At 54.8% G+C, this 20,340-nt stretch carries 15 protein-coding genes; 5 read left to right on the top strand and 10 right to left on the bottom strand.

All coding sequences use genetic code 11. The annotated features are described in order from the left end of the window. Nucleotides 1–8: 8 nt before the first annotated feature. The 7 genes from tssF to tssA all read right to left on the bottom strand — a co-directional run bounded on the left by tssF (nucleotide 9) and on the right by tssA (nucleotide 7,802). The gene (tssF, locus tag BJF95_RS22245) at nucleotides 9–1,790 is read right to left on the bottom strand and encodes a type VI secretion system baseplate subunit TssF (RefSeq protein WP_075641700.1); all 1,782 of its coding nucleotides are present in this window, start codon (nucleotides 1,788–1,790) and stop codon (nucleotides 9–11) included. Further along, the gene (gene tssE / locus BJF95_RS22250) at nucleotides 1,783–2,292 is read right to left on the bottom strand and encodes a type VI secretion system baseplate subunit TssE (protein ID WP_075641701.1); all 510 of its coding nucleotides are present in this window, start codon (nucleotides 2,290–2,292) and stop codon (nucleotides 1,783–1,785) included. Before tssE ends, tssF begins: the two co-directional genes overlap by 8 nt. Continuing rightward, entirely contained in the window at nucleotides 2,285–3,127 is an 843-nt protein-coding gene (locus BJF95_RS22255; RefSeq protein WP_075641702.1) for a type VI secretion system accessory protein TagJ, read from the bottom strand. The genes tssE and BJF95_RS22255 overlap by 8 nt, the downstream gene beginning before the upstream one ends. After that, complete coding sequence (gene tssC / locus BJF95_RS22260; protein ID WP_075641717.1) at nucleotides 3,124–4,506, bottom strand: type VI secretion system contractile sheath large subunit; 1,383 nt, start codon at nucleotides 4,504–4,506, stop codon at nucleotides 3,124–3,126. The genes BJF95_RS22255 and tssC (BJF95_RS22260) overlap by 4 nt, the downstream gene beginning before the upstream one ends. A gap of 83 nt (nucleotides 4,507–4,589) precedes the next feature. Beyond that, nucleotides 4,590–6,071, bottom strand: a complete 1,482-nt coding sequence (gene tssC / locus BJF95_RS22265; RefSeq protein WP_075641703.1) for a type VI secretion system contractile sheath large subunit — start codon at nucleotides 6,069–6,071, stop codon at nucleotides 4,590–4,592. Between the two features lie 92 nt (nucleotides 6,072–6,163). Continuing rightward, a complete protein-coding gene (gene tssB, locus BJF95_RS22270; protein WP_075641704.1) occupies nucleotides 6,164–6,679 on the bottom strand; it encodes a type VI secretion system contractile sheath small subunit in 516 nt (171 codons plus the stop codon). Nucleotides 6,680–6,767: 88 nt separating this feature from the next. Further along, a complete protein-coding gene (gene tssA / locus BJF95_RS22275) occupies nucleotides 6,768–7,802 on the bottom strand; it encodes a type VI secretion system protein TssA (protein WP_075641718.1) in 1,035 nt (344 codons plus the stop codon). 244 nt (nucleotides 7,803–8,046) lie between these two features. On the opposite strand from tssA, the gene tssH reads away from it, so the two are divergent. The 5 genes from tssH (at nucleotide 8,047) to BJF95_RS22300 (ending at nucleotide 15,075) form a co-directional block, all read left to right on the top strand. After that, nucleotides 8,047–10,788 (top strand): type VI secretion system ATPase TssH, encoded by a 2,742-nt coding sequence (tssH, locus tag BJF95_RS22280; RefSeq protein ID WP_075641705.1) that lies wholly within the window; start codon nucleotides 8,047–8,049, stop codon nucleotides 10,786–10,788. A 112-nt stretch (nucleotides 10,789–10,900) separates the two neighbouring features. Then, complete coding sequence (locus tag BJF95_RS22285; protein ID WP_075641706.1) at nucleotides 10,901–11,377, top strand: Hcp family type VI secretion system effector; 477 nt, start codon at nucleotides 10,901–10,903, stop codon at nucleotides 11,375–11,377. Between the two features lie 243 nt (nucleotides 11,378–11,620). Continuing rightward, entirely contained in the window at nucleotides 11,621–12,694 is a 1,074-nt protein-coding gene (locus BJF95_RS22290) for a hypothetical protein (RefSeq protein WP_075641707.1), read from the top strand. 167 nt (nucleotides 12,695–12,861) lie between these two features. Then, nucleotides 12,862–13,752, top strand: a complete 891-nt coding sequence (locus BJF95_RS22295; protein ID WP_175577311.1) for a hypothetical protein — start codon at nucleotides 12,862–12,864, stop codon at nucleotides 13,750–13,752. A gap of 213 nt (nucleotides 13,753–13,965) precedes the next feature. Next, nucleotides 13,966–15,075 carry a Fic family protein gene (locus tag BJF95_RS22300; protein WP_075641709.1) on the top strand — a complete coding sequence of 370 codons (1,110 nt, stop codon included), beginning with the start codon at nucleotides 13,966–13,968 and terminating at the stop codon, nucleotides 15,073–15,075. Between the two features lie 36 nt (nucleotides 15,076–15,111). Here BJF95_RS22300 and BJF95_RS22305 read toward each other — a convergent pair whose 3' ends face one another. The 3 genes from BJF95_RS22305 to BJF95_RS22315 all read right to left on the bottom strand — a co-directional run bounded on the left by BJF95_RS22305 (nucleotide 15,112) and on the right by BJF95_RS22315 (nucleotide 20,133). Further along, entirely contained in the window at nucleotides 15,112–16,914 is a 1,803-nt protein-coding gene (locus BJF95_RS22305) for an NAD(P)/FAD-dependent oxidoreductase (protein WP_075641710.1), read from the bottom strand. Nucleotides 16,915–16,993: 79 nt separating this feature from the next. After that, nucleotides 16,994–18,067 carry a 2,3-butanediol dehydrogenase gene (locus BJF95_RS22310; protein ID WP_075641711.1) on the bottom strand — a complete coding sequence of 358 codons (1,074 nt, stop codon included), beginning with the start codon at nucleotides 18,065–18,067 and terminating at the stop codon, nucleotides 16,994–16,996. A 182-nt stretch (nucleotides 18,068–18,249) separates the two neighbouring features. Then, nucleotides 18,250–20,133: a sigma-54-dependent Fis family transcriptional regulator gene (locus tag BJF95_RS22315; protein ID WP_075641712.1), complete on the bottom strand. Its 1,884-nt coding sequence runs from the start codon at nucleotides 20,131–20,133 to the stop codon at nucleotides 18,250–18,252. Between the last annotated feature and the right edge of the window lie 207 nt (nucleotides 20,134–20,340).

Consider the following 20,340-nt stretch of genomic DNA (forward strand, 5'->3'; position numbering starts at 1 on the left):
TCATCCCCCTACAGCAACGGCCGCTCGGCCGCTCTTGCCGGCCAGCGCACCACCACACCCGATTGGCCACGCATGGTGACCGTCAGGCGGGTGAAACTGTTGACAGAGGTATAAAGGCCGCAAAAATGATTGAGAACACTGCCAAACACGAAAGCGGCAGAGCGATCAATCATCGCCGGATCGAACTCTATGGTGATGTCCAGACCCGGCACCATGGCAGGCCCTAAACGCGCCAAAGCGTTTTGCGCTTCAACTTTTGAAATCGCCTCCACCAATTGTCGGGTTTCCGGCACATCGCGAAAGGCATAGAGCGACAGAATGTCTTTAAGGGCCGCTCCACCATTGTCGAACAACGACAAGTGATTGAGCATCAGATGCGACACCAGACGCCATTGCCGCGCCGTTTTGCTGTTCATGCGCACAGACGGCGTGGGCGGCAGAAGGGCCGTGACCGTATCAATGGCTTCGCTGCGTTTGCTGAGCTTCAAAATCGGATGGCCACCCCCGAACGGCAGGCGTTCCGGCAGGTCGCGGTTGAGGCAAAGCGCATCCACACTGGCGGTGACGTTTGTAGGGCCGAGGGGGCCGCGCTCGCGATCCACAAAGGCGATATCGGTGTCAGACAGGCCGTCATCGGCATCAAACCGCCGGGTTGCCTGCCAGAAAATGCCGCTGTCAGTGCCATTTTGTACACGCGCGAAAAACGGATGCGACCACAATTCATCACCGCTGCCATCGGCAATTTTCACATTGTCGATGGCAAAAATCTCGCGGGTGCGATGGCGGCGGCTGTCGGACAGCAGACTATATTCCGTGCGGCTGCCATCCAGCTTGATCGGCTCTGAAACCTGATGAAAAAGATTGATCACCGGCGCTGTGTTCAGGGCAAAATCACTGGCAGAGACGGTGCGCTCCAGCCTCGGATCGCTGCTTTTCAGATAGATATACATCTCGCAATCATCGCCGGGCCAACGATCCAGCCCGTCAATGTCGAGGTAGAGGAATTTTTGCGGCAGGGCGAAAAACTCGGTGAGCAGGCGATAGCCATCAAAGCTGCTGGCGGGCGTGGGCAACATTGCTTCATTCGCTGCAAAGCCTTTAACGCGCAAATTGCTGGCTGGCAGGAAAACCGCATTGCGATCATCCGCATGGCGCGCCAAGGCGATGCCCATGCATTGATTGGCCAAAAGCTCATACAATCCGGTGGCTTGCTGCCAGGCGGATGCAACAAACAGGGTCATCCTTTTGATGCCCATCGAGGCAAAATCGTCTTTCTTGGGGCCGGTGGAGCGCAGTGATAAGCGCAAACATCCGGCCGCACCGGCAAAGGGCGGGGCGGGCGCGTCAATCGGCTGGCCCGTCAACGCCGCAGAGGTGATGGTGAGCGGTAAAAGCTCGACATCCTGCGTGGTGCGAAACTGGCAAATCTCGCCCGCCACTTCTTCAGTGGTAATCTCGCTATGGCGGGGCAAAAGCTGCATGGTGGCCAGCACAGCGCTTGGCTCAAACCGCACAATGCTCATCGATGGCAAAGGGGCAAGATAATGCGGATAGAGTGTTTCCAGCAAACTATCGGTCAGCTCCGGAAACTCATCATCCAGCTTTTGCCGCACGCGGGCGGCGGAATAGGCAAAACTCTGGATCAGTCGCTCAACATGCGGGTCATCGGCCACATCGCCCGACATGCGCAACCGCCCGGCAATTTTTGGAAAAGCGCGCGCGAATTTTTCAGCCCGTTTGCGCAGGGCAAACAGCTCATCATTATAGCGCTCCAAAAAGCTTTCAGCCATTGCCTGCCTCAACAATGAAGGATTGCGTGGATGGATCGATACGCGATTCAAAACTGACGGGGGGCATGCCCTCATGCAGGCGGAAACTGGCATCAATGCGCATTCGCAGCGAGCGCTCTCCTTCCATCCGCGCTTTCAAAATGGTCACCTTGATGTCGGACAGCCGGGTTTCAAACATGGCAATACGGCGCTCCATCAGACGCGCCAGCTTCAGCTTGGATTCATCCGTCACCAGACTGGCCGACAGCATGCCATCAACTCCGTAAGACACGAGGGCATCGCTCAACTCGCTCAAAGCATCGGGAGGGGCCTGCGGGCGACGGCGGGTGTTCAACAGGGATTCCAGATCCCGGCGAATTGTTTCACGCATCTCCACCACCTGCTGCGACACGCTCAAAACCGGATCGACATCCAGATCAGGATTGTCATCCAGCAAGCGATCCAGCACAGAGCGGGTCAGAACGCGCTCGCTCGGGCGATAGCGATCGAGCGGATCAGCCATGAACAATCCGCCTCTCGCCAGACGTGCTCTCAGCATCCAGCTCGCTCACCTCATGCAGCGAGACAATCTCGTCATCGGCCAAAAAGCACTTCTGCCCTTGCCCCACCACCAGCCCGGAGGCCAGATCTTCCCACGCCGTTTCACGCGCCAATTGCAAAGCCGCATCGCGGGTGCTGCTGTAATAGACAGCGGGGAGCAAAACCGATGCAACAGCCCCGCCGTTCAAGGTCAGTTGGGCGGGACGAAAGGCAAAGTCGCGCAACCGGGCAATTGGCTCCACCGACACGTTGTCAATCTTGCGAAAATCCACCCAGAGATAGGCTCCTCCGGTTGTCAAAACCTCCAGCGCATGGGGGATGCGATCATCCAGATCACGCCAATCGGCGACGGATGTGCCGTTGTAGTTCATTGGGCAGGCCGCACGGGCATCTTCCATTTGCGCCACGATATCAACGGCAAGATCAAGGGCACCGTCGCGGATGGCAAGACCAAGCTTGAGCGCCATCTGGTCCAGATCGGTTGGGCCTGAGGGAAAATCGGGCACCGCACCCGTCTCGAACCATGCCTGGCGCGCCGCCATGGCTCTGATCTGCTGGCGAAGAATGGAAAAACCAACAGCATCTGCAGGCTGGAATTTGGCGGCAAGGTCGCATTGCTGATCGGCGCGCTCATATTGGCCGCTTAAAATCAGCACATCAATATAAAGATGGCGGATATCGTGGTCAGCGGGAGCGGCTTTCAGCGCCGCTTTCACCTGCTCAAGCACGTCGTCCAGTGTGTGATCATTGGCGTGATCATCCAGTAAAGCGGCGATACGGCGCGACTGCACACTCATGCTGAAATCCTTTTTTGATCCGGTTGGGTCGATGATGAACCCATGGATGCCGCTGAGGCCTCAGCGACCAGATGAAAACTTGTTGAAACGTCGTCTAACTGAAAATGTGGTTGTAAACGCACGGTGCAGGAGAAAGTTCCCGGCTTGCCGGGAATTTCCGACACGCCAATTCCTGCGGACCGCAAGGGATAGCGGGTGCGCAGCGATTGCTCGGCATCATCATTGCCGAGCGTATAGCGCGACAACCAATCTTCGAGTTTGCGCTGAATGAGACCCGCCGTGCTCAACTGGCCAATGTTGTCGCGCATGATCACTTTCAGATAATGGGAAAAGCGTGAAGCGCACATCACATATTGCAGCATAGCCGCAAGGCGGGCGTTTTGGCGGGCGGTTTCCGTCGGATAATGGCCGGGCGCATGCAGCGATTGGTTGGCGTTGAAAATGGCGCAGGATGACATATAGGTCGTCGAAATCGGCACGATGCCCATGTCTGAAAACTGCAATTCCTGTCCGCGCGTCAGGCGCACCTCAACCGGCGGCTGGCTGGACAGTCCCTCGCTTTCTATTCCAAGGTCGAGCGGCGGAAGTTGCCATGGTGCCACCATGCCACCATCTATCTCATCTTGCGTCACGCCACGCAGATCGGCAAACCAGCCGGTGTCAATGAAGGTGCGGATAATCACCGTTGCAAAGCCAAAGGCACCATTGCCCCACACCAGCGTTTGGCCACTTTCGGCAACATGTTCGCGGAAGGGAAAGCCATCATCGCGCTTGCGCGAATAGGCTTTATGGGGCGGGCGCATCAAAATGCGCGGACCCACCAGCCCCAAAAAGCGTGCATCCTCATTTCGCCGCAGGCCGTTCCATCGAATTCGGGAAAGATCAAATTGCAGGGATGAAAAATCATGCACGCGGTTAAGCTCATGAAAGCTCTCAAGGCCAACGCTCAAAGGCGAGGCCCCGGCAATGAAGGGGCAAAACGCCGCCGCTGCCACCGAGCTGATTTGCGCAAGGGTGGTAATGGAATCTGGTCCATCTCCGGGGGCAGGCGGAAGCTGATAATCGCCCAGCAGCAGGCCGAAAGGCTCGCCACCCGGCATGCCAAATTCCTGATTATATACCAGCTCAAACAAGTGGCTCTGATCAAAATCGTTGGCCCGCTCCATGCTGCGGCACAGCTCTTTCCAACTGGCGCTGAGAATCTTGATCTTGACGTCTGTGCTCTGGCTCGCCTCACGCACCAGCATGGCAAGCCCGAGCCAGCGGGCTTCCATGGCCTGAAATGCGGGATGATGCAGGATTGCGTTGACTTGACGGTTCAAAGCCTCGTCAATCAACAAAATCAACTCATCCGTTCGTGCCCTTAACGATGCGCTCACCGTTTCCCCCGAAGTATCAGGCCATTCGTGAGCGTCGCGGCAGGTCATTGACACCACCGCGACACCCAAATTCGTTTGAAAAACTAGCTCTTCGATGGAATACGGGCCACCATTCGCAAAGACGTGGTCAGCTCTTCCATCTGCAACCATGGGCGCATCCAGGCCACCGCATTGTAGGAGCCGGGCTTGCCGGGAATTTCCTGCACGGTCACCTTTGCATCGCGCAGCGGATATTTTGCCCGCGATTCTTCGCCCGCATCGTCGTTGGCGTTGACGTAAGAGGCGATCCAGCGGTTCAGCCAGACTTCGCAATCGGAGGCTTCCATGAAGGAGCCGATCTTGTCGCGACCCATCACTTTCAGGTAATGGGCAAAGCGCGATGTCGCCATCATGTAAGGCAGTCGAGCCGAGACGGCAGCATTGGCGGTTGCTTCGGGCTTGTCATAGAGCTTTGGCTTATGGGCGGTCTGCGCACCAAAAAACACCGCATAATCCGTGTTTTTGTAATGGCAGAGCGGCAAAAAGCCCAGTTTGCCCAGTTCCGCATCGCGTCGGTCGGTAATGCCAACTTCCGTTGGGCATTTGAGATCGAGATCGCCGTCATCGCTGGAAAACACATGCATTGGCAGATTTTCCACCTTGCCGCCGTTTTCGGCACCACGAATGGCCGTGCACCAGCCGCTCTTGGCAAAGGCTTCCGTGAGGCGGGTGCCCATCACGAAGGAGGCATTCATCCAGCAATAATCATTGTGTTCCAGCTCGCCGGTGGTTGAACCACTGGTTTCGTCAAACACAAATTCATCAATCGGATTGGTTTTCGGGCTATAGGGCATGCGCGCCAAAACACGAGGCAGCGCCAGCGTGACAAAGCGCGAATCGTCGCTTTCGCGAAAACTGCGCCATTTGGCATATTCCACGGTTTCGAAAATCTTTTCGAGATCGCGCGGACGCGCCAGATCGCGATAGTCGTCAAAACCAAACATGCGTGGGCTGGCCGCCGAAATAAACGGCGCGAAGGCCGCCGCCGCAATTGAGGAAATCCCCTGCAGCAGCTGCACATCGTCAAAGGAATTGTCGAACTCGAAATCGCCAATAATGGCACCCATCGGCTCACCACCGGGTGTGCCAAACTCATCTTCATAGATCGACTTGAACAGACGGGACTGGTCAAATTCCACGGCCTTGGACAGATCCTTGGAAAGCTCGCGCTTGCTGGCGTTGAGCACCCGGATCTTGAGGTTGACGCTGGTTTCGGAATTCTTGACCAGATAGTTCAACCCGCGCCAGCTGCCTTCGAGCTTGGTAAACTCCGGCGATTGCATGATCTCGGCCAGCTGGGTTGAAATGGCCTTGTCCAGCTCCGCAATGGCGTTGTTCAGCGTCACCGTGAGATTGCGGTCGTATTTGACCGTGCCTTTCAAGGCTTGATCGGTCAGCGTCCGCAGCAGATTCTGGGCGCGATCCGGCTCTGTCTGTCGGGTTGCCGCAACAACTTTTGACAGGAGTCCCTGCTCCTGTGTTTCTAATAGGGCTTCACTGGTTTGCACCAAGCTTTCAGCACTCATGTTCTTATCCTTCCAATGTGGCGCAACGCTTCACTGTTGCTGCCGACAAACCGGGTTATTTTTTCACGCGGGCCATGCATCACCTGTCGCACTCATTGCTGATCAGCTGAGCCGGTCTTGTCTTTCAGTTCCGACACAAGCTTCGAAAGGTCCGTCTTGTTTTGCAAAATATCTTCCAACAGCTGCTCAAGCTCCTCGGAGCGGTCTGCCTTGCTCAAAAGATCGCGCAGCTCGTTGCGCGCATCCAGCAGCGCCTTGAGAGCGGGGACCTGCTTGACCACCGAGCCGGGGAGAAAATCGTCCATGCTGTCAAACTTGAGATTGACGGCAAGATCGCTGCCATCATTTTGCAGCGTGTTGTTGACGGTGAGGTTCAGCCCCGGCGACATCCGCCGCATGACATCATCGAAATTGTCACGATCAATCTGCACAAATTTGCGCTCGCCGAACGGCTTCAGAGGTTGGGTTGGATCGCCGGAAAAATCACCAAGCACGCCCACCACAAACGGCAGTTCCTTGACGACCATGGCTCCTTCCGTTTCCACTTCATATTTGATGTGAACACGGGGTTTGCGCACCCTCTCCAGCTTTTCATGTACACTTGCCATGTTGAAACTCTCCTTCGTGCCCCTCGGGCATCAACACACTCATGATCCAGCAGTACAAACGCCGTCCAAAAACGGCGTCAAAGACCTGTCAGTTTCCGTTCTCCTTCGTGGGCTTGATGCCCGCAGCTGTGAGAACGGCGTTTCTCGTTTGAAGTTCCGGCAAAAGTTCCGCCAGCAATTCAGAAAAATCCATTCGGCCCCGGCGCACCAATGTTTCAATGGCCAGCGAAATGGGCGAATGCGGCTCCGTGCGACGAAAATATCGCGCCACATTCATCAAAAGCTCAAACGCTTCATCGCGCGAGGCAATGCCCTCCGGTGTCACAACGCGTGCCGTCTCTGCCACGGGCACTGCAATGGCAGCTTCCACCACACCTGCCTGCGCCGCCGGTGCCTCTGCGCTGCCATCATCCCCAAGATCACGACCACCAAGACTGCGAACGGCTGCGGCAATTTCCTGCAGCACATTGCGAATATTGGAGCTTGGCGGTGCCAGCTGGCCGCAACGCGCCGTCAACGCCTCGCTTAGCGCCGCAAAGGAGCGGATGCAGGCATTGACCTCCGCAAGATGGGCCGACATCGCCGCGACACCTGCCTCTGTGGCGGCGTTATAGATGGCTTCACGCCGTCCGGCCTCATCACTGCGTTGGCCAAGCTGATAATCCCAAAGGCTCAATGCGCCGAATTTTTCGCCGGGAATCAGTGACACCAGGCGCAGAGGCTGGATGAGAGTGCCTTCTGTGCCAAAACCGTTCAATCCGGCCAGTGGTGCTAACTTTTCCTCAACATCGTTTTCATCAATTGAATGGATGTCATCCCAGTAGGTGTCCAAAAGCGCGGCTGTGGCGTCGTAAATTTCGCTGAGACCCGCAAAACCTTTCAGTCGCAAATGCGCTTCGGCAAGCCAGGCCAATACTTCGATATCCTTGCTGATCGAAGATATTATACGCAATCCCAAATTGCTCACAAGATTCCAATCACTGGAAACCTTGAACACTTCACCCGGCGTTACAGATCTTTCTTCTGCTCTTGCTTGGTTCCTAGCATCTTTAATTTTGTAGTATATTTCACGAACTTCAATATTCGTGCGAATATTACATCCACACGGTGCATTTTCTTCTATTGGATTTAACAATATAACCTCGCCCACCGAAGCCTCTAACTCAATTTTAAACTCACTAATATAATTATCTTATAGATGTGGAGCGGCTATATTGTTTTGTCAACCTGAGCTGTAAAATCAAATTGTGAAATTTATGGCGGCAATTTTTTTTGAAAAAAAACTCTCACCCCTCTGGAAACTTCGAAATAATCGCCCTAGTTGTCTTGGCGGGGGCATTGCTGCGGTCGGCCCCGGGGAGTGTTTTATGTCGTTTATTGACCTTAATCGCTTGATTGAAGCCTTTGAGCCTAACCTGCGTGTGGCCTTGGAATTGGCCGCATCCACGGCAGCCGGTCGTCGGCATGCGCAGGTTGATATTGTACATTTTATGAATGCGATTGTCGAAAGTGTATCATTTCAGGACAATCTTGCCGAACTCGGTCTTCCGGTGGAAAACCTGCGGCGCGAGCTTTCACAGGCACTTGATGATGTGGCTGTGGGTGGCGAGCAGAACTTGTCTTTGTCGCAAAATATTTTAACGCTTGGCCGCGAAGCCTGGGTGTGTGCCTCCCTTCAGGGCGGGCGCTCTTCGATTACTCTGGCGGATGTGTTTTCCGCCCTTGACGATGAACCCTCGCTTCGAGCGCTGACGCGCGGACAGTTTCCATCGCTGCGGATGGTGGATCGCTCGGTTTTGGAGCGTATGCGCGAGGCAGGTGATGCAAATTCTCATTCCTCAGGTTCAAAATCCGAGATATCGCCGGATGCCGCCCTGAGTGGCCGCGCGAATGACGAGTTTTTACGGCTATATACCCATGATCTGACACAGGATGCCCGTGATGGCCGGATTGATCCGGTGATCGGGCGCGATGTCGAGTTGCGGCAGATGATCGATATTCTGACCCGCCGACGGCAGAACAATCCTATTCTGGTGGGCGAGGCGGGCGTTGGCAAAACAGCCGTTGCCGAGGCTTTCGCTTTGGAAATCGCAGCAAGGCGTGTGCCGGAAAAGCTGAAATCCGTTCGGCTGCTGATGCTCGATTTAACGCTTCTTCAGGCCGGTGCGGGTGTCAAAGGTGAATTCGAGCGACGGCTCAATGGTGTGATTGAGGCTGTCAAACGCTCGCCGGAACCGATCATTCTGTTCATTGATGAAGCCCATGGCCTGATTGGGGCCGGTGGCGTGCAAGGGCAGGGCGATGCTGCCAATATTCTCAAGCCCGCGCTGGCGCGTGGCGAAGTGCGCGTGATTGCCGCGACCACCTGGAGCGAATACAAGCGCTATTTTGAAAAAGATGCGGCCCTGACCCGGCGTTTTCAGCCGGTGCATGTGCGCGAACCCGATGAAGAAACCGCCATCCGTATGCTGCGCGGCGTGGCAGGCTCTTTCATGGCCCATCACGGCGTGACCATTCGCGATGAGGCCATTGTTGCGGCCGTTCAGCTCTCGGCCCGCTTCTTGCCAGCGCGGCAACTGCCGGACAAAGCGATCAGCCTGATTGATACCGCCGCCGCCGCCGTATCCCTGGCGCGTCAGACGATTCCCGAAACCTTGATGGCTCTGCAAAGCGAGAGAAACCATCTTGCGGTGGAGGTTGAATGGCTGGAGCGCGAAGGTGAGGCGGAGGAGGTGGCCGAAGACGTGATTGAGCGCAAACTGTCCATCCAAGCCGAGCTGGACCGTCTCGATACGGAAATTGCCGCGTTGCAGGCGCGCTATGATGCCGAAAAGCAGGCGATCGCTGCGTTTGATAATCAGAAGGATGGCACTGAAAGCAAGCTCAGCCAGATCACGGAGCCTCAGCATCAGGGCGGAAATGTTTCGCCCTTGAAGGGCCGCGGCCTGACCCGGCGGGCGGTGTCGATTGCCACATCGTTAAACCACGATACAAGCCTTATTCCGCGTGAGGTTGACCGCCACGTCATTGCCTCGGTGGTATCGCGCTGGACCGGTATTCCGCTGGGCAAGCTGCTGGCCGATCAGATTGAAAACGCGAAAAGTCTGGACACGCGACTGGGCGAAAAGGTTGTCGGACAGGATGCCGCCCTAAAACGCATTGCCGATGCCATGCGGGCCGCACGGGCAGGGCTTTCCGATCCGCGCCGTCCCCCGGCCGTGTTTTTGCTGGTGGGCATGTCGGGCACGGGCAAGACCGAAACCGCACTTTCGCTGGCCGATCTTCTGTATGGCGGCAGCCAGCACCTGACAACCATCAACATGTCAGAGTTCAAGGAAGAGCATAAGGTCTCGATGTTGCTGGGGGCTCCTCCCGGTTATGTTGGCTATGGCGAAGGTGGCGTGCTGACAGAAGCCGTGCGCCGCAGGCCCTATGGTGTGCTGCTTCTTGACGAGATCGACAAGGCCCATGCTGGCGTTCAGGATATTTTCTATCAGGTGTTCGACAAGGGCATTTTGCGCGATGGCGAAGGCCGCGATGTTGATTTTAAAAACACCACCATTTTCATGACGGCCAATACCGGCTCGGAACTGCTGGCAACTCTTGCCAGCGACCCGGACACCATGCCGGAAGGAGAAGCCCTTGAGGCCTTGCTGATGCCGGAGCTGCAAAAGCAGTTCAAGCCAGCATTTCTGGGCCGCACCATCATTCTGCCCTTCATGCCGCTGGGCACAGAGGCGCTCGCAGCCATTGTCGATCTCCAGATCGAGCGGATCAGGGACAGAATAGTTGCTGCCTATGGCACAGACCTTGTGGTGGAACAGAGCGCCAGAGACGTGCTGGTGAGCCGGGCTGGCGCAAGCGAAATTGGCGCACGCGCCATTGAAATCATGATTGGCCGCGATCTCCTGCCACCCTTGTCCACCTTCTTCATCGAGCTGGTGGCGAATGGACAAAAGGTTGGCCGAGCGCATGTCACGCACAGTGAGAACGGTTTTGCTGTGCATGGGCAAGAGACGGACAATCAAAGGGAATTTATCGAAGATCGATTGGTCTCGGTAAATGAAGACGCCGTGTCGGATGGGGTATCCCGACGCATACGGTCATAAATGCTGCGCGGACCATATCCACGAATTTTGGTGGATAGGCAGCATTCATACGAAAGGTAACCATGCCTCACAGTCAATGAGGTGCATTTCATGAAACAGGAGATTTAACAATATGCCAATTTATCTGAAAGTTGACGGTATCCAGGGCGATGCAACCCACGAAGAGCACAAGAAGTGGATGGACATTGAGGCGCTGCACTGGAACGTAAGCCGCGCCATGAACACCACAGCAGGCTCGACCGCCAATCGCGAAGCCTCTGAGCCAATGGTGTCGGAAGTTATCTTGACCAAAGTCAGCGATTCCTCCTCGACCAAGCTGTTCCAGGAAGCCTGCGCTGGCCGCACCGGCAAGACAGCCGTTCTGCACCTGGTGACAACCGGCAACCCCGGCAACACCTATATTGAATACACGCTGACCAACACCTTGATTGCCAACTATTCCGTTGATTCCAGCGGTGACCGCCCGATTGAAACAATCCGTTTGAACTTCACGAAGATCGAAGTGAAGTACACGCCTTATGGCGAGGACAACACGGCGCAGTCTCCAATGATTGCATCCTACGATCTTTCGACCACCAAAGCGGCTTAAACGCGCAGCACGGAAAGGCGTCGCCTGCAGCGGCGTCTTTCTATTTTATAGATGCAAAGGCTTTTATGCAGTCCCACTGTTGAAGAGATTGGTTTGGCTGATCGAACCCGATCCTCCTACCCATCAACAGCAGTCATAACGGGACAGATAGTTTCAAAGAATATTACGAAAAGCGAGAAGGCTATCAGAGCTTGCTTCAGCACGGCCAGCTACACCGTGTTATCAATCTGGAGATAAACACCAATGTCATCAGCCAAAGACCGCCTGACTTCCATAATGGACGAGTTAGATAAGAAAAAATCTCAGTGGGAAGTGAGCGTCGTCAGCCCCTACGTCCGTTCTTACGATTTCGCCTATAACAATTATCAAAACACGTTGAAGGCTCAAGTGGCGCGTGACAAGATGGGGGCGGAACTTTTAGTCTTCACGGCTGGAGTGCTGAGCGGTTCAGTGTTGATGGCTGCTTTCGCGTCGTCGTCCTTGCGCGTGCTTGCCGGGCGCGCTTTGCTTCGGACAATCTGCAATAATAATCTCAATAGAACATTTGATGCAGTTCATGCTGTCACCAACAACAAGGCCGCAATGTTTGCCTTGGGCAGCGTTCTGGATAAAGCCAAAGGGATCGCGGGCCAACACATCACCGCAGCTGTTGAGAATTTTACGGTAAGAACCTCTGGTATCCAGTCGCAAACATCAGTGAATTTTCTGACGCGGTTGCAGGATTTTGTGAATGTGAGTTTTATTGCGGTTCATGAGTTCGTCACTGGCGTTCGTAACGATAACAGCATCAAAGAGAGCGACAAGCTCAAACTTGCGGATATGGTCGAGGCAACCCCTTTCTGGCTGCCCCCTCGCGCCAACCGCGTTGATGAAAACAAGCTGGCACAACAGATGGAGCTCTTGTTCTATATGACGTCTGTTCTCGATTCGGATACGCTGGTTCGTCATGCGCCATCGATCGGCAATGGTATCGGCGGCGGCATAGGAGAGGGCATCCGTAGCAAAGAACGGATCAACCAGATGCCAACGGCCAAGGACTATCCAAAGGAAAGCGAACCTAAAATCATTCGTGGGGCGACTTACGAACCCGGTCAGCGTATCGAGTATGATGACCTCGGGTCTGTTGTACGAGCGCGCATTGATACATTAAGTCGAGCCGTCACAGGCTCACCGTTTTATCCGCAACAAAGTATTGGCATGCGTATCGCTGGAAATGATCCGACCGGACGTGAACAGATGGTCAAGGCTGAGCATATTATTTCGCGCCTTTCAGCACAAACGAGACCCAAGCAGTTAAGCGATGTTTTCATGATGTAAGAACAGGTGAAAATAATGCAGGAGATTTACTGCATAATTCCTCAAATCGGAATCGATTTAAGGTGAAAATTATGCAGCAAATTTAAAGTGTTACAGCGTCCTTTGTGCATTGGATAAAACGTGCGGCACCTATCTCTTGTGATGAAACAAACAGAATTTGAGCCGCAATGATCCGTGGATTGAAGCACTCTATAAGAGGTGGGCTGCTGTGCCTTGGTATGGGCATGCTCAGCCCCGTTGCGGCCTGCGCAGACCCATCGATTGATGCCTCACTTGTTCAAATTGAGCAGGTCGGCGAGCGCGTCGCCAATGCCGGACTGCTTGCCGACAATGTTTTGAAATACATATCTGATCAGGAAGGCTTGCACGACAAGCAAGCCGACAGCATGATTGAATCCGCAACACGTGATGCATTCAATGCGCAAGCATTTGTGACTGAAATTCAAAACAGCATGCAAAATGTTGGCAATTCCTCAATTGATGCTCAGCGCCTGGCAAAAATTGCCGATGATCTCAACGCAAGCCGAAAAAAGATCGAGACCCTGGCTCAATCAAAAGGCGATGCCGCCCTCCAGACCATGGACGCTGAGATTGTGAAAAAAGCCGATAGCCCGCGCGTTGAACAGCTCGCTCAGTTGATGGCAAGCCCCGACCTTGCCGCAGAAACCGCCGTTACGGCGCAGGCGATGTATGTTGCCGTTCATGCGTTTTTCAATTCGGACCCATCGCAATTTGCCGCGCTCTCGCAAGAGCAACGCCAAGACATGCCAACGCAGATATTGTCATACCTGCAACAGAAAACCGAGAATGAAAAACCCTACTCAAAAGACGCCAACCGCGCCAACGAAAAGCTCCGACTTGGCCTTGCTCTCGCAGGCTTAAGCGACGGCGATATCCTCTATCTCACGAACCTCTATCAGAGCCCGGAAGGGAAAGCCAAGCGGGCTGCACTGCTTGATCGCTATAAGCGCCTGTCTACCGACGCAAACCAGAAAATGTTGCAAGACTATTTCACGCAGCTGGCAGACAATCTGACAAAGCGTAAATCCAACAACTGAGAACGTGACAGCACTTCAAAAGTTTTGTTGCATCTATTGCATTTTACAGTCAGCCTTTTGCAGCGGGACAGCACGCGCACCATTCGATTTAAATCGATTCCGATTTAAGGAATTACGCAGTAGAACATGTCACGGGCGCATGAGCGAAAGAAACTGTTTTTATCGCTCATTTTTCTGCTATAAATTGAGCGATAAATGGGGAGTTTATCGCCTATGGCTTGGAATTGGCAATTGCAGGGGTGGCCAAACTTCGAGTGGCAGCCTGATCTCCTTCGAAAGAGGGAGCAGACTTTCATGGAAAATGCAGCCATTGCCGTTGGCACCATGCGGCACCTGACGCAAGGCGACCGCGAGGACATTGTTATCGAGCTGCTCAGCGCAGATGCCATGAGCACATCCGCGATTGAAGGCGAAATCCTAGATCGAGACAGCGTGCAGTCGTCCCTGCGCCGACAGTTGGGAATGGCGGCCGCTCCTTTCCGCAGCAGGCCGGCAGAGGCAGGCATTGCGGAAATGATGGCCGATCTTTACCGCGCGCCCCTTGCCCCCATCACCGAAGCGCGGCTTCAGGAATGGCATCGAATGGTGATGAACGGCCGCCGGGATATTGTCGATATCGGCCAGTATCGCCGACACAAAGAGCCAATGCAGATTGTTTCCGGCGCTTTTGGTCGCGAGCGCGTGCATTTCGAGGCTCCACCGTCCGACCGGCTGGCCATTGAAATGAACGCGCTGCTCGATTGGCTGAACAAAACCGCGCCGGATGGGCCAAACCCGCTTGCCGCTCTGACCCGTGCAGGCATTGCGCATCTGTGGTTCGAAAGTATCCATCCCTTTGAGGATGGCAACGGCCGCATCGGGCGCGCCATCGCCGAAAGTGCACTGGCGCGCGCCATCTCCATCCCAACGTTCAGCGCCTTGTCGAAATCACTGCTCAAGCATCGCAAGGATTATTACGCGATGCTGGAGGCGGCAAGCACCACGCTCACTCTTGATGACTGGCTCTCGTGGTTTGCGGATCGCGCGCTCGAAGCGCAAGCATCCGCAGATGATCTGGTCCGTTTTTTGATTGAAAAAACGCGATTGATGGACAGTTTGCGGGGTCTATTGAATGAGCGGCAGGAAAAAGCACTCCTGCGCGTGCTGGCCGAAGGCCCAGACGGTTTTACAGGCGGTCTCAGCGCCCATAATTACGCCACCATCACCGGTGCGCCGCCATCCACCATTACCCGTGATCTCGCCGATCTGGTCGAAAAAGGGGCCTTGTTACGAACCGGTGAGCGCAAGGCAACCCGTTATCACCTGAACCTCAACATATCCTGATCCCCCACACTTCGGCGGGGGACCAAAATCATGAGATCAACCAAGATGATGCGGTTTTTGCAACCCGTAAACCGGCGTATCCAATCCAACCTGCCGCGCCTTTAACTGCAAGGACAGATATTGCGAATAATGGCGCGACTGGTGCAGGTTTCCGCCGTGAAACCACAGGCCTTCCTGTTGGGTTGGCTTCCACATATTGCGCTGTTCGCCCTCCCATGGTCCCGGATCTTTGGGCGTGTCTGAGCCAAGGCCCCAGCATTTGCCCACCTTGTTCGCCACATCCTTTGAAATTAGATCCGCTGCCCAACCATTCATCGAACCATAGCCGGTGGCATAAACCACCAGATCAGCGGGCAAGACCGTTCCGTCTTTCAGCACCACGGCATCTTCTGTCAGATGGTCAACATCAGACCCCGATTTCAGCTTGATGCTGCCATCAATGATCAGATCGCAAGCGCCAACATCGATATAATAGCCAGAGCCGCGTCGTAGATATTTCATGAACAGGCCAGAGCCATCAGCCCCCCAATCCAGCATGAAACCGGCCTTTTCGAGATCAGCATAAAATTTGGCGTCTTTCTCGCGCATCTTGTCATAGAGCGGAATTTGAAATTCATGCATGATCCGGTAGGGCAGGGAGGCAAAAATCAGGTCGGCTTTGCGGGTTGTCACGCCGGACGCCACAGCCCGTTCTGAGTAGAGATCGCCAAGGCCGATTTCCATCAAGGAATCCGAGCGTACAATATGGGTGGACGAGCGCTGCACCATCGTGACATCGGCGCCTCCTTCCCAAAGGGCGGCGCAAATATCATGGGCGGAATTGTTTGAGCCAATCACCACCACCTTTTTGCCGCGATAAGCATCGGGGCCGGGATGTTGGGATGAGTGCTGCTGCTCGCCTTTGAAAATATCCTGACCTTTAAACTTCGGCACATTCGCCTTGCCCGACATTCCGGTTGCCAGCACCAATTGCTTGGGCTTGAGCACAACCTCCTCGCCATCGCGCTCGACAACAACGGTCCATTCCTTGGTTGCCTCGTCATATTGGGCCGATTTGCAGGCGGTAGAGCTCCAGTAATTCAGCTCCATGACTTTGGTGTACATCTCCAGCCAATCGCCAATTTTGTCTTTGGGGGCAAAAACCGGCCAGTTTTCTGGAAACGGAATATAGGGCAGGTGATCATACCAAACGGGATCATGCAGGCACAAAGATTTGTAACGCTTGCGCCAACTGTCGCCCGCTCTCTCATTTTTCTCAATGATAATGGTGGGAACACCCAATTGCCTCAGCCGTGCGCCCAGTGCAATACCGCCTTGGCCGCCGCCAATAATCACCACATAGGGCTGGGTTTTATAGCCAAGCTCGGCAGCTTCTTGCAGGCGCTTTTCTGCCCAGGTTTTGCGGTTTGGATCATGCCCATGTTCGGCCCCCATTGGCCGGTTCAAACCTTTTGGCTCTTCATGGCCCTTGAGCTCGGACATGGTGGTGAGCAAGGTCCAGATCAGACCATTTTTGATGCGAATATGGCCGTAGCCGCGCGCAACTTGGGTTTCAAAGGAAAACCAGCCATCAATCACGCCATCATTGGCGGTTGCCATTTCCTTCTCATCCTGACGAAAGAGGGAAGGGCCGATGCTGGCAAGCTGCGTTGTCAGCATGTCACGGATCTGATCGTGACCTTCCAGCGTCTTCAAATTCCAGGTGAATGTCGCCAGATCCCGCCAATAGCAATCGGTTTGAAACAAATTAACAGCGGCATCAATATCGCCATTTTCCAGCGCCTTGCCCAGCTTGGCAAGAACCGCGTCAACGCGGGTGTTTGGGCTATCTTCAAGCATGTGAACTCCTCCATTATGCTCATTTCAGTTTTCCAAAGGCTGGTGTGTGGGCTCCTCTCCTGAACACCAGCCTGATCCACTATTTCTGAAGATCGATCAGAATTTTCAGGTGTTGGCCTGCCGGGTCCAAAAGCGTGTCAAACCCTTCCAAAACGGCCGTATCCAAAGTGATGCGCTTGGTAACCACCTGTTTGGCGGGCAAAAGACCAGAGGCAATCAGGCGAATGACCCGCGGCCAATAATGGGTCGGATAGGCCCAGGAGCCACGAATATCGATGTCCTTGAAGGTCACCTGAAACCAGTCCAGCGGGTTTTCATGGGGATGCAGGCCGGTCTGCACCACAACACCCTGTTTGCGCACAGCGTCAGCGCACGCCTTCAGTGCATGTTCATTGCCCACACATTCAATAGCAACATCACAGCCGACCTTGCCTTCAGACCATGAACGCACAACATCGCCGGGATTGTCGCGCTTGGGGTTGATGGTGATCACGTCGGGCAAAATCGATTTTGCAAAATCAAGGCGCGCATCATTCACATCAGAGATAAACAATTGCGCCGCACCGGCTGCGCGCGCGGCCAACAATGTCAACATGCCAATCGGACCCGCGCCCGTAACAAGCACGCTAGAGCCTGCCGTGACCCCGCCGCGATCACAGGCATAGACGGCAACGGCTGTTGGCTCAACCAATGCCGCCTCTTCATCCGTCATGTCATCGGGCACTTTTTGAACATTATAGTCGTTCACCAGCGCATATTCGGCCATGCCGCCGGACTGCCAGCTCAATCCCACCAGTGCCAGTTCTGTGCTTAAGTGAAACAGGCCCCGATCGGCGAAATAATCGCCAGACCGTGGCATGATCAACGGCTGGATCGAGACACGATCGCCGACTGCGACAGAGGTAACCCCTTCGCCAACCGCTTCCACCACACCGCCAAATTCGTGGCCCAAGACCTGCGGGCCGTGTGCACCGGTGAAAGGATGCGGCTCTTTTGGAATGAAAATCGGACCATAGCTATATTCATGCAGGTCTGTGCCGCAAATGCCGACAAAGCGATTGCGAACCAGAACCTGACCGCGCGCGGGTGCCGACGGCTTGGCAATGTCCTCAATGCGCAAATCTTTTGCGGCGTGAAATCGGAGGGCTTTCATATTGCCTCATCTCCCTTTGTTGTTGTTGTTGGAGATAAGTTTGCAAGCCGCGTGCCAGAGCGGCATTTGCAAAAAAGACAATGGTTTCAATGAGATTAGTGACGTGTTCTGTTGCAAACACCCAGCTTTTGCAACAGGTGTGGCGCAACAGGTTGCCGCACGTTTCTCACAAAAGGCATGTGCTACTTGAGTTGATAGCGCTTGATCTGGCGATGAACGGTTGAGCGATCAACGCCCAACTGCCGAGCCGCTTCGGACACATTCCAATTGCAGGCCTTCAAGGTTGCATGCAGCGTCTGTCCCTGATGTTCATCCTGCCGTATCGCATTGTTGCAAAAGCCATCCGGCAAATCAGCAAGTTCAATGGTGCCGCCCTCGCTCAAGGCCACCGCCACCGCCAACACATTGTCCAATTCGCGAATATTGCCGGGCCAAGTGTGGGTACGCAGCGCCATCATCACTGCTGGCGATATCACCGGTGCCACCGCGCCATCGCCATGGCGCGACAGAATGCGCGCAACAACCCAGTCAAAATCCGCTCGGTCGCGCAAAGCAGGAAGGCGCAAAACAGCCGTGTTGAGGCGATAAAACAGATCTTCGCGGAAATGCCCTTGCTCCACCAAAGTCAACAGCGAACGATGAGAGGCCGACACCACACGAATATTGACTTTGCGTGGCTCCACGCCGCCAACCGGCATCACTTCCTGCTCTGCCAGCACGCGCAAAAGCCGACTTTGCAAGGTGAGCGGCATATCGCCGATTTCATCCAAAAACAAAGTGCCGCCATCTGCCTGTTCGATCAGCCCTTTTCTGCCCTTCAAGGCCGCACCGGTAAACGCGCCGGGCACATAGCCAAACAGCTCACTTTCAATCAACTGTTCGGGAATGGCGGCGCAATTGATGGCAACAAACTGACCTTTCAGGCCACTTGCTTCATGAACAGCATGGGCAAGATACTCTTTGCCGGTTCCTGTTTCACCTTGAATCAGGATCGGCAATCTTGTGCGGGCAAGTTTTGCCACCTTCGTTTGAAGCGCTGCAATATCAGGATCGGCCCCTCCCAATTCGCGACCGACTAAGTCTTGAGCGGGTGAGATTGATGTGGATGTACGTCGTACATGAGACTGAATTTGTGGCTCGATGGCATGGGCAAAAAGCGCGTTGCCGTCGCGAGCGAAAATCATCCGGTCTCGGGTTGGCCGCCGACGTGTCAGGTTGGCCAGACCATCCACATCCATATCGAGGAATTGTGAAATCGGCTGGCCAATCAGCGATTGTGGTTCTCGCCAGTCCGCCCCGCAGGCCCGCGCCAGGATTTGCGCACCGCCATGGGTCATGCCGAGAACGCGACCACTTCCATCCAGCGAAATTGCGGCCTCAGGGTCCACGTCGACAAATTCGGGTGAGCGGGCAAAACGAAGCACCCATTCATGACGTGTCTGCGCCATCAGATTGGCCAATTCAATCCGCCGCACCGTGGCGCTGACCAAATGCCGTGCCAGATTTTGACTGGTCTTTAAAATCGGCGAACTGAGCAGCGAAATATCCACCACCGCGCAAAGCTCGCCTTGCGTGTCATAAATCGGCGCGGCTGTGCAGGACAGCGGCGTATGGGTGTTATCAAAATGATCGCTTTGATGAATTGTCAGCGCTTCGCCCGTTTCAATACACGCGCCAACGGCGCAAGTACCCGCCCGGGCCTCCGACCATTCGGCTCCAAGATACAGCCCGGCTTTGCGCAAATGATTGTCGAATGACGGATCTCCCAGAAATTCGACGGCAACACCTTTTCGATCCGACAGCAGCAGCACATAGTTTTGGCCCGCGACCTGATTGAACAAATGCTCAAGCCCTGAGCGCGCAATTCGGATCAAGTCTTCAGACTGCTGGCGATGTTCGCGCAATCTCTCAGCCGGAACAATAAAGGCTTCACAGGCTCTGGTCGGGTCCAGATGATATTGCTCAAGGCAGCGCAGCCAGGATTTGATCACCGTGGCATCGCGATCAATCGCCAAACCCAGCCCTGCCTTTTCAATCTCACGAATATGGTCAGTGTGCGATGTCATCGTGATGTTCAGCGATCACAGATACGCTGTCCTCCGTTCCTCCTGATGATAACAGGACATGAATAGACGAGCTTGTAAAGCGTCCGTCATCACGCTTGCCCCGCTCACCCGGTTTTTTGGCCGTGCGCATCATTTGCGCGGATCAGCGCCATGAGCACCGGCCCGAGTGAGAACTCGCCCCTTTGCGCACGCCGCGTCAGATCACGC

The sequence above is a fragment of the Rhizobium oryziradicis genome (genome assembly GCF_001939045.1).
GTDB lineage: Bacteria > Pseudomonadota > Alphaproteobacteria > Rhizobiales > Rhizobiaceae > Allorhizobium > Allorhizobium oryziradicis.

Excerpts from the sequence above, each read along its gene's own strand:
- BJF95_RS22310 (WP_075641711.1), bottom strand. The coding sequence starts at position 18,067 with ATGAAAGCCCTCCGATTTCACGCCGCAAAAGATTTGCGCATTGAGGAC.
- tssB (WP_075641704.1), bottom strand. The coding sequence starts at position 6,679 with ATGGCAAGTGTACATGAAAAGCTGGAGAGGGTGCGCAAACCCCGTGTT.
- BJF95_RS22315 (WP_075641712.1), bottom strand. The coding sequence starts at position 20,133 with ATGACATCGCACACTGACCATATTCGTGAGATTGAAAAGGCAGGGCTG.
- tssC (WP_075641703.1), bottom strand. The coding sequence starts at position 6,071 with ATGAGTGCTGAAAGCTTGGTGCAAACCAGTGAAGCCCTATTAGAAACA.
- BJF95_RS22300 (WP_075641709.1), top strand. The coding sequence starts at position 13,966 with ATGGCTTGGAATTGGCAATTGCAGGGGTGGCCAAACTTCGAGTGGCAG.
- BJF95_RS22295 (WP_175577311.1), top strand. The coding sequence starts at position 12,862 with ATGATCCGTGGATTGAAGCACTCTATAAGAGGTGGGCTGCTGTGCCTT.
- BJF95_RS22285 (WP_075641706.1), top strand. The coding sequence starts at position 10,901 with ATGCCAATTTATCTGAAAGTTGACGGTATCCAGGGCGATGCAACCCAC.
- tssH (WP_075641705.1), top strand. The coding sequence starts at position 8,047 with ATGTCGTTTATTGACCTTAATCGCTTGATTGAAGCCTTTGAGCCTAAC.
- BJF95_RS22290 (WP_075641707.1), top strand. The coding sequence starts at position 11,621 with ATGTCATCAGCCAAAGACCGCCTGACTTCCATAATGGACGAGTTAGAT.
- tssE (WP_075641701.1), bottom strand. The coding sequence starts at position 2,292 with ATGGCTGATCCGCTCGATCGCTATCGCCCGAGCGAGCGCGTTCTGACC.
- tssF (WP_075641700.1), bottom strand. The coding sequence starts at position 1,790 with ATGGCTGAAAGCTTTTTGGAGCGCTATAATGATGAGCTGTTTGCCCTG.
- BJF95_RS22305 (WP_075641710.1), bottom strand. The coding sequence starts at position 16,914 with ATGCTTGAAGATAGCCCAAACACCCGCGTTGACGCGGTTCTTGCCAAG.
- BJF95_RS22255 (WP_075641702.1), bottom strand. The coding sequence starts at position 3,127 with ATGAGTGTGCAGTCGCGCCGTATCGCCGCTTTACTGGATGATCACGCC.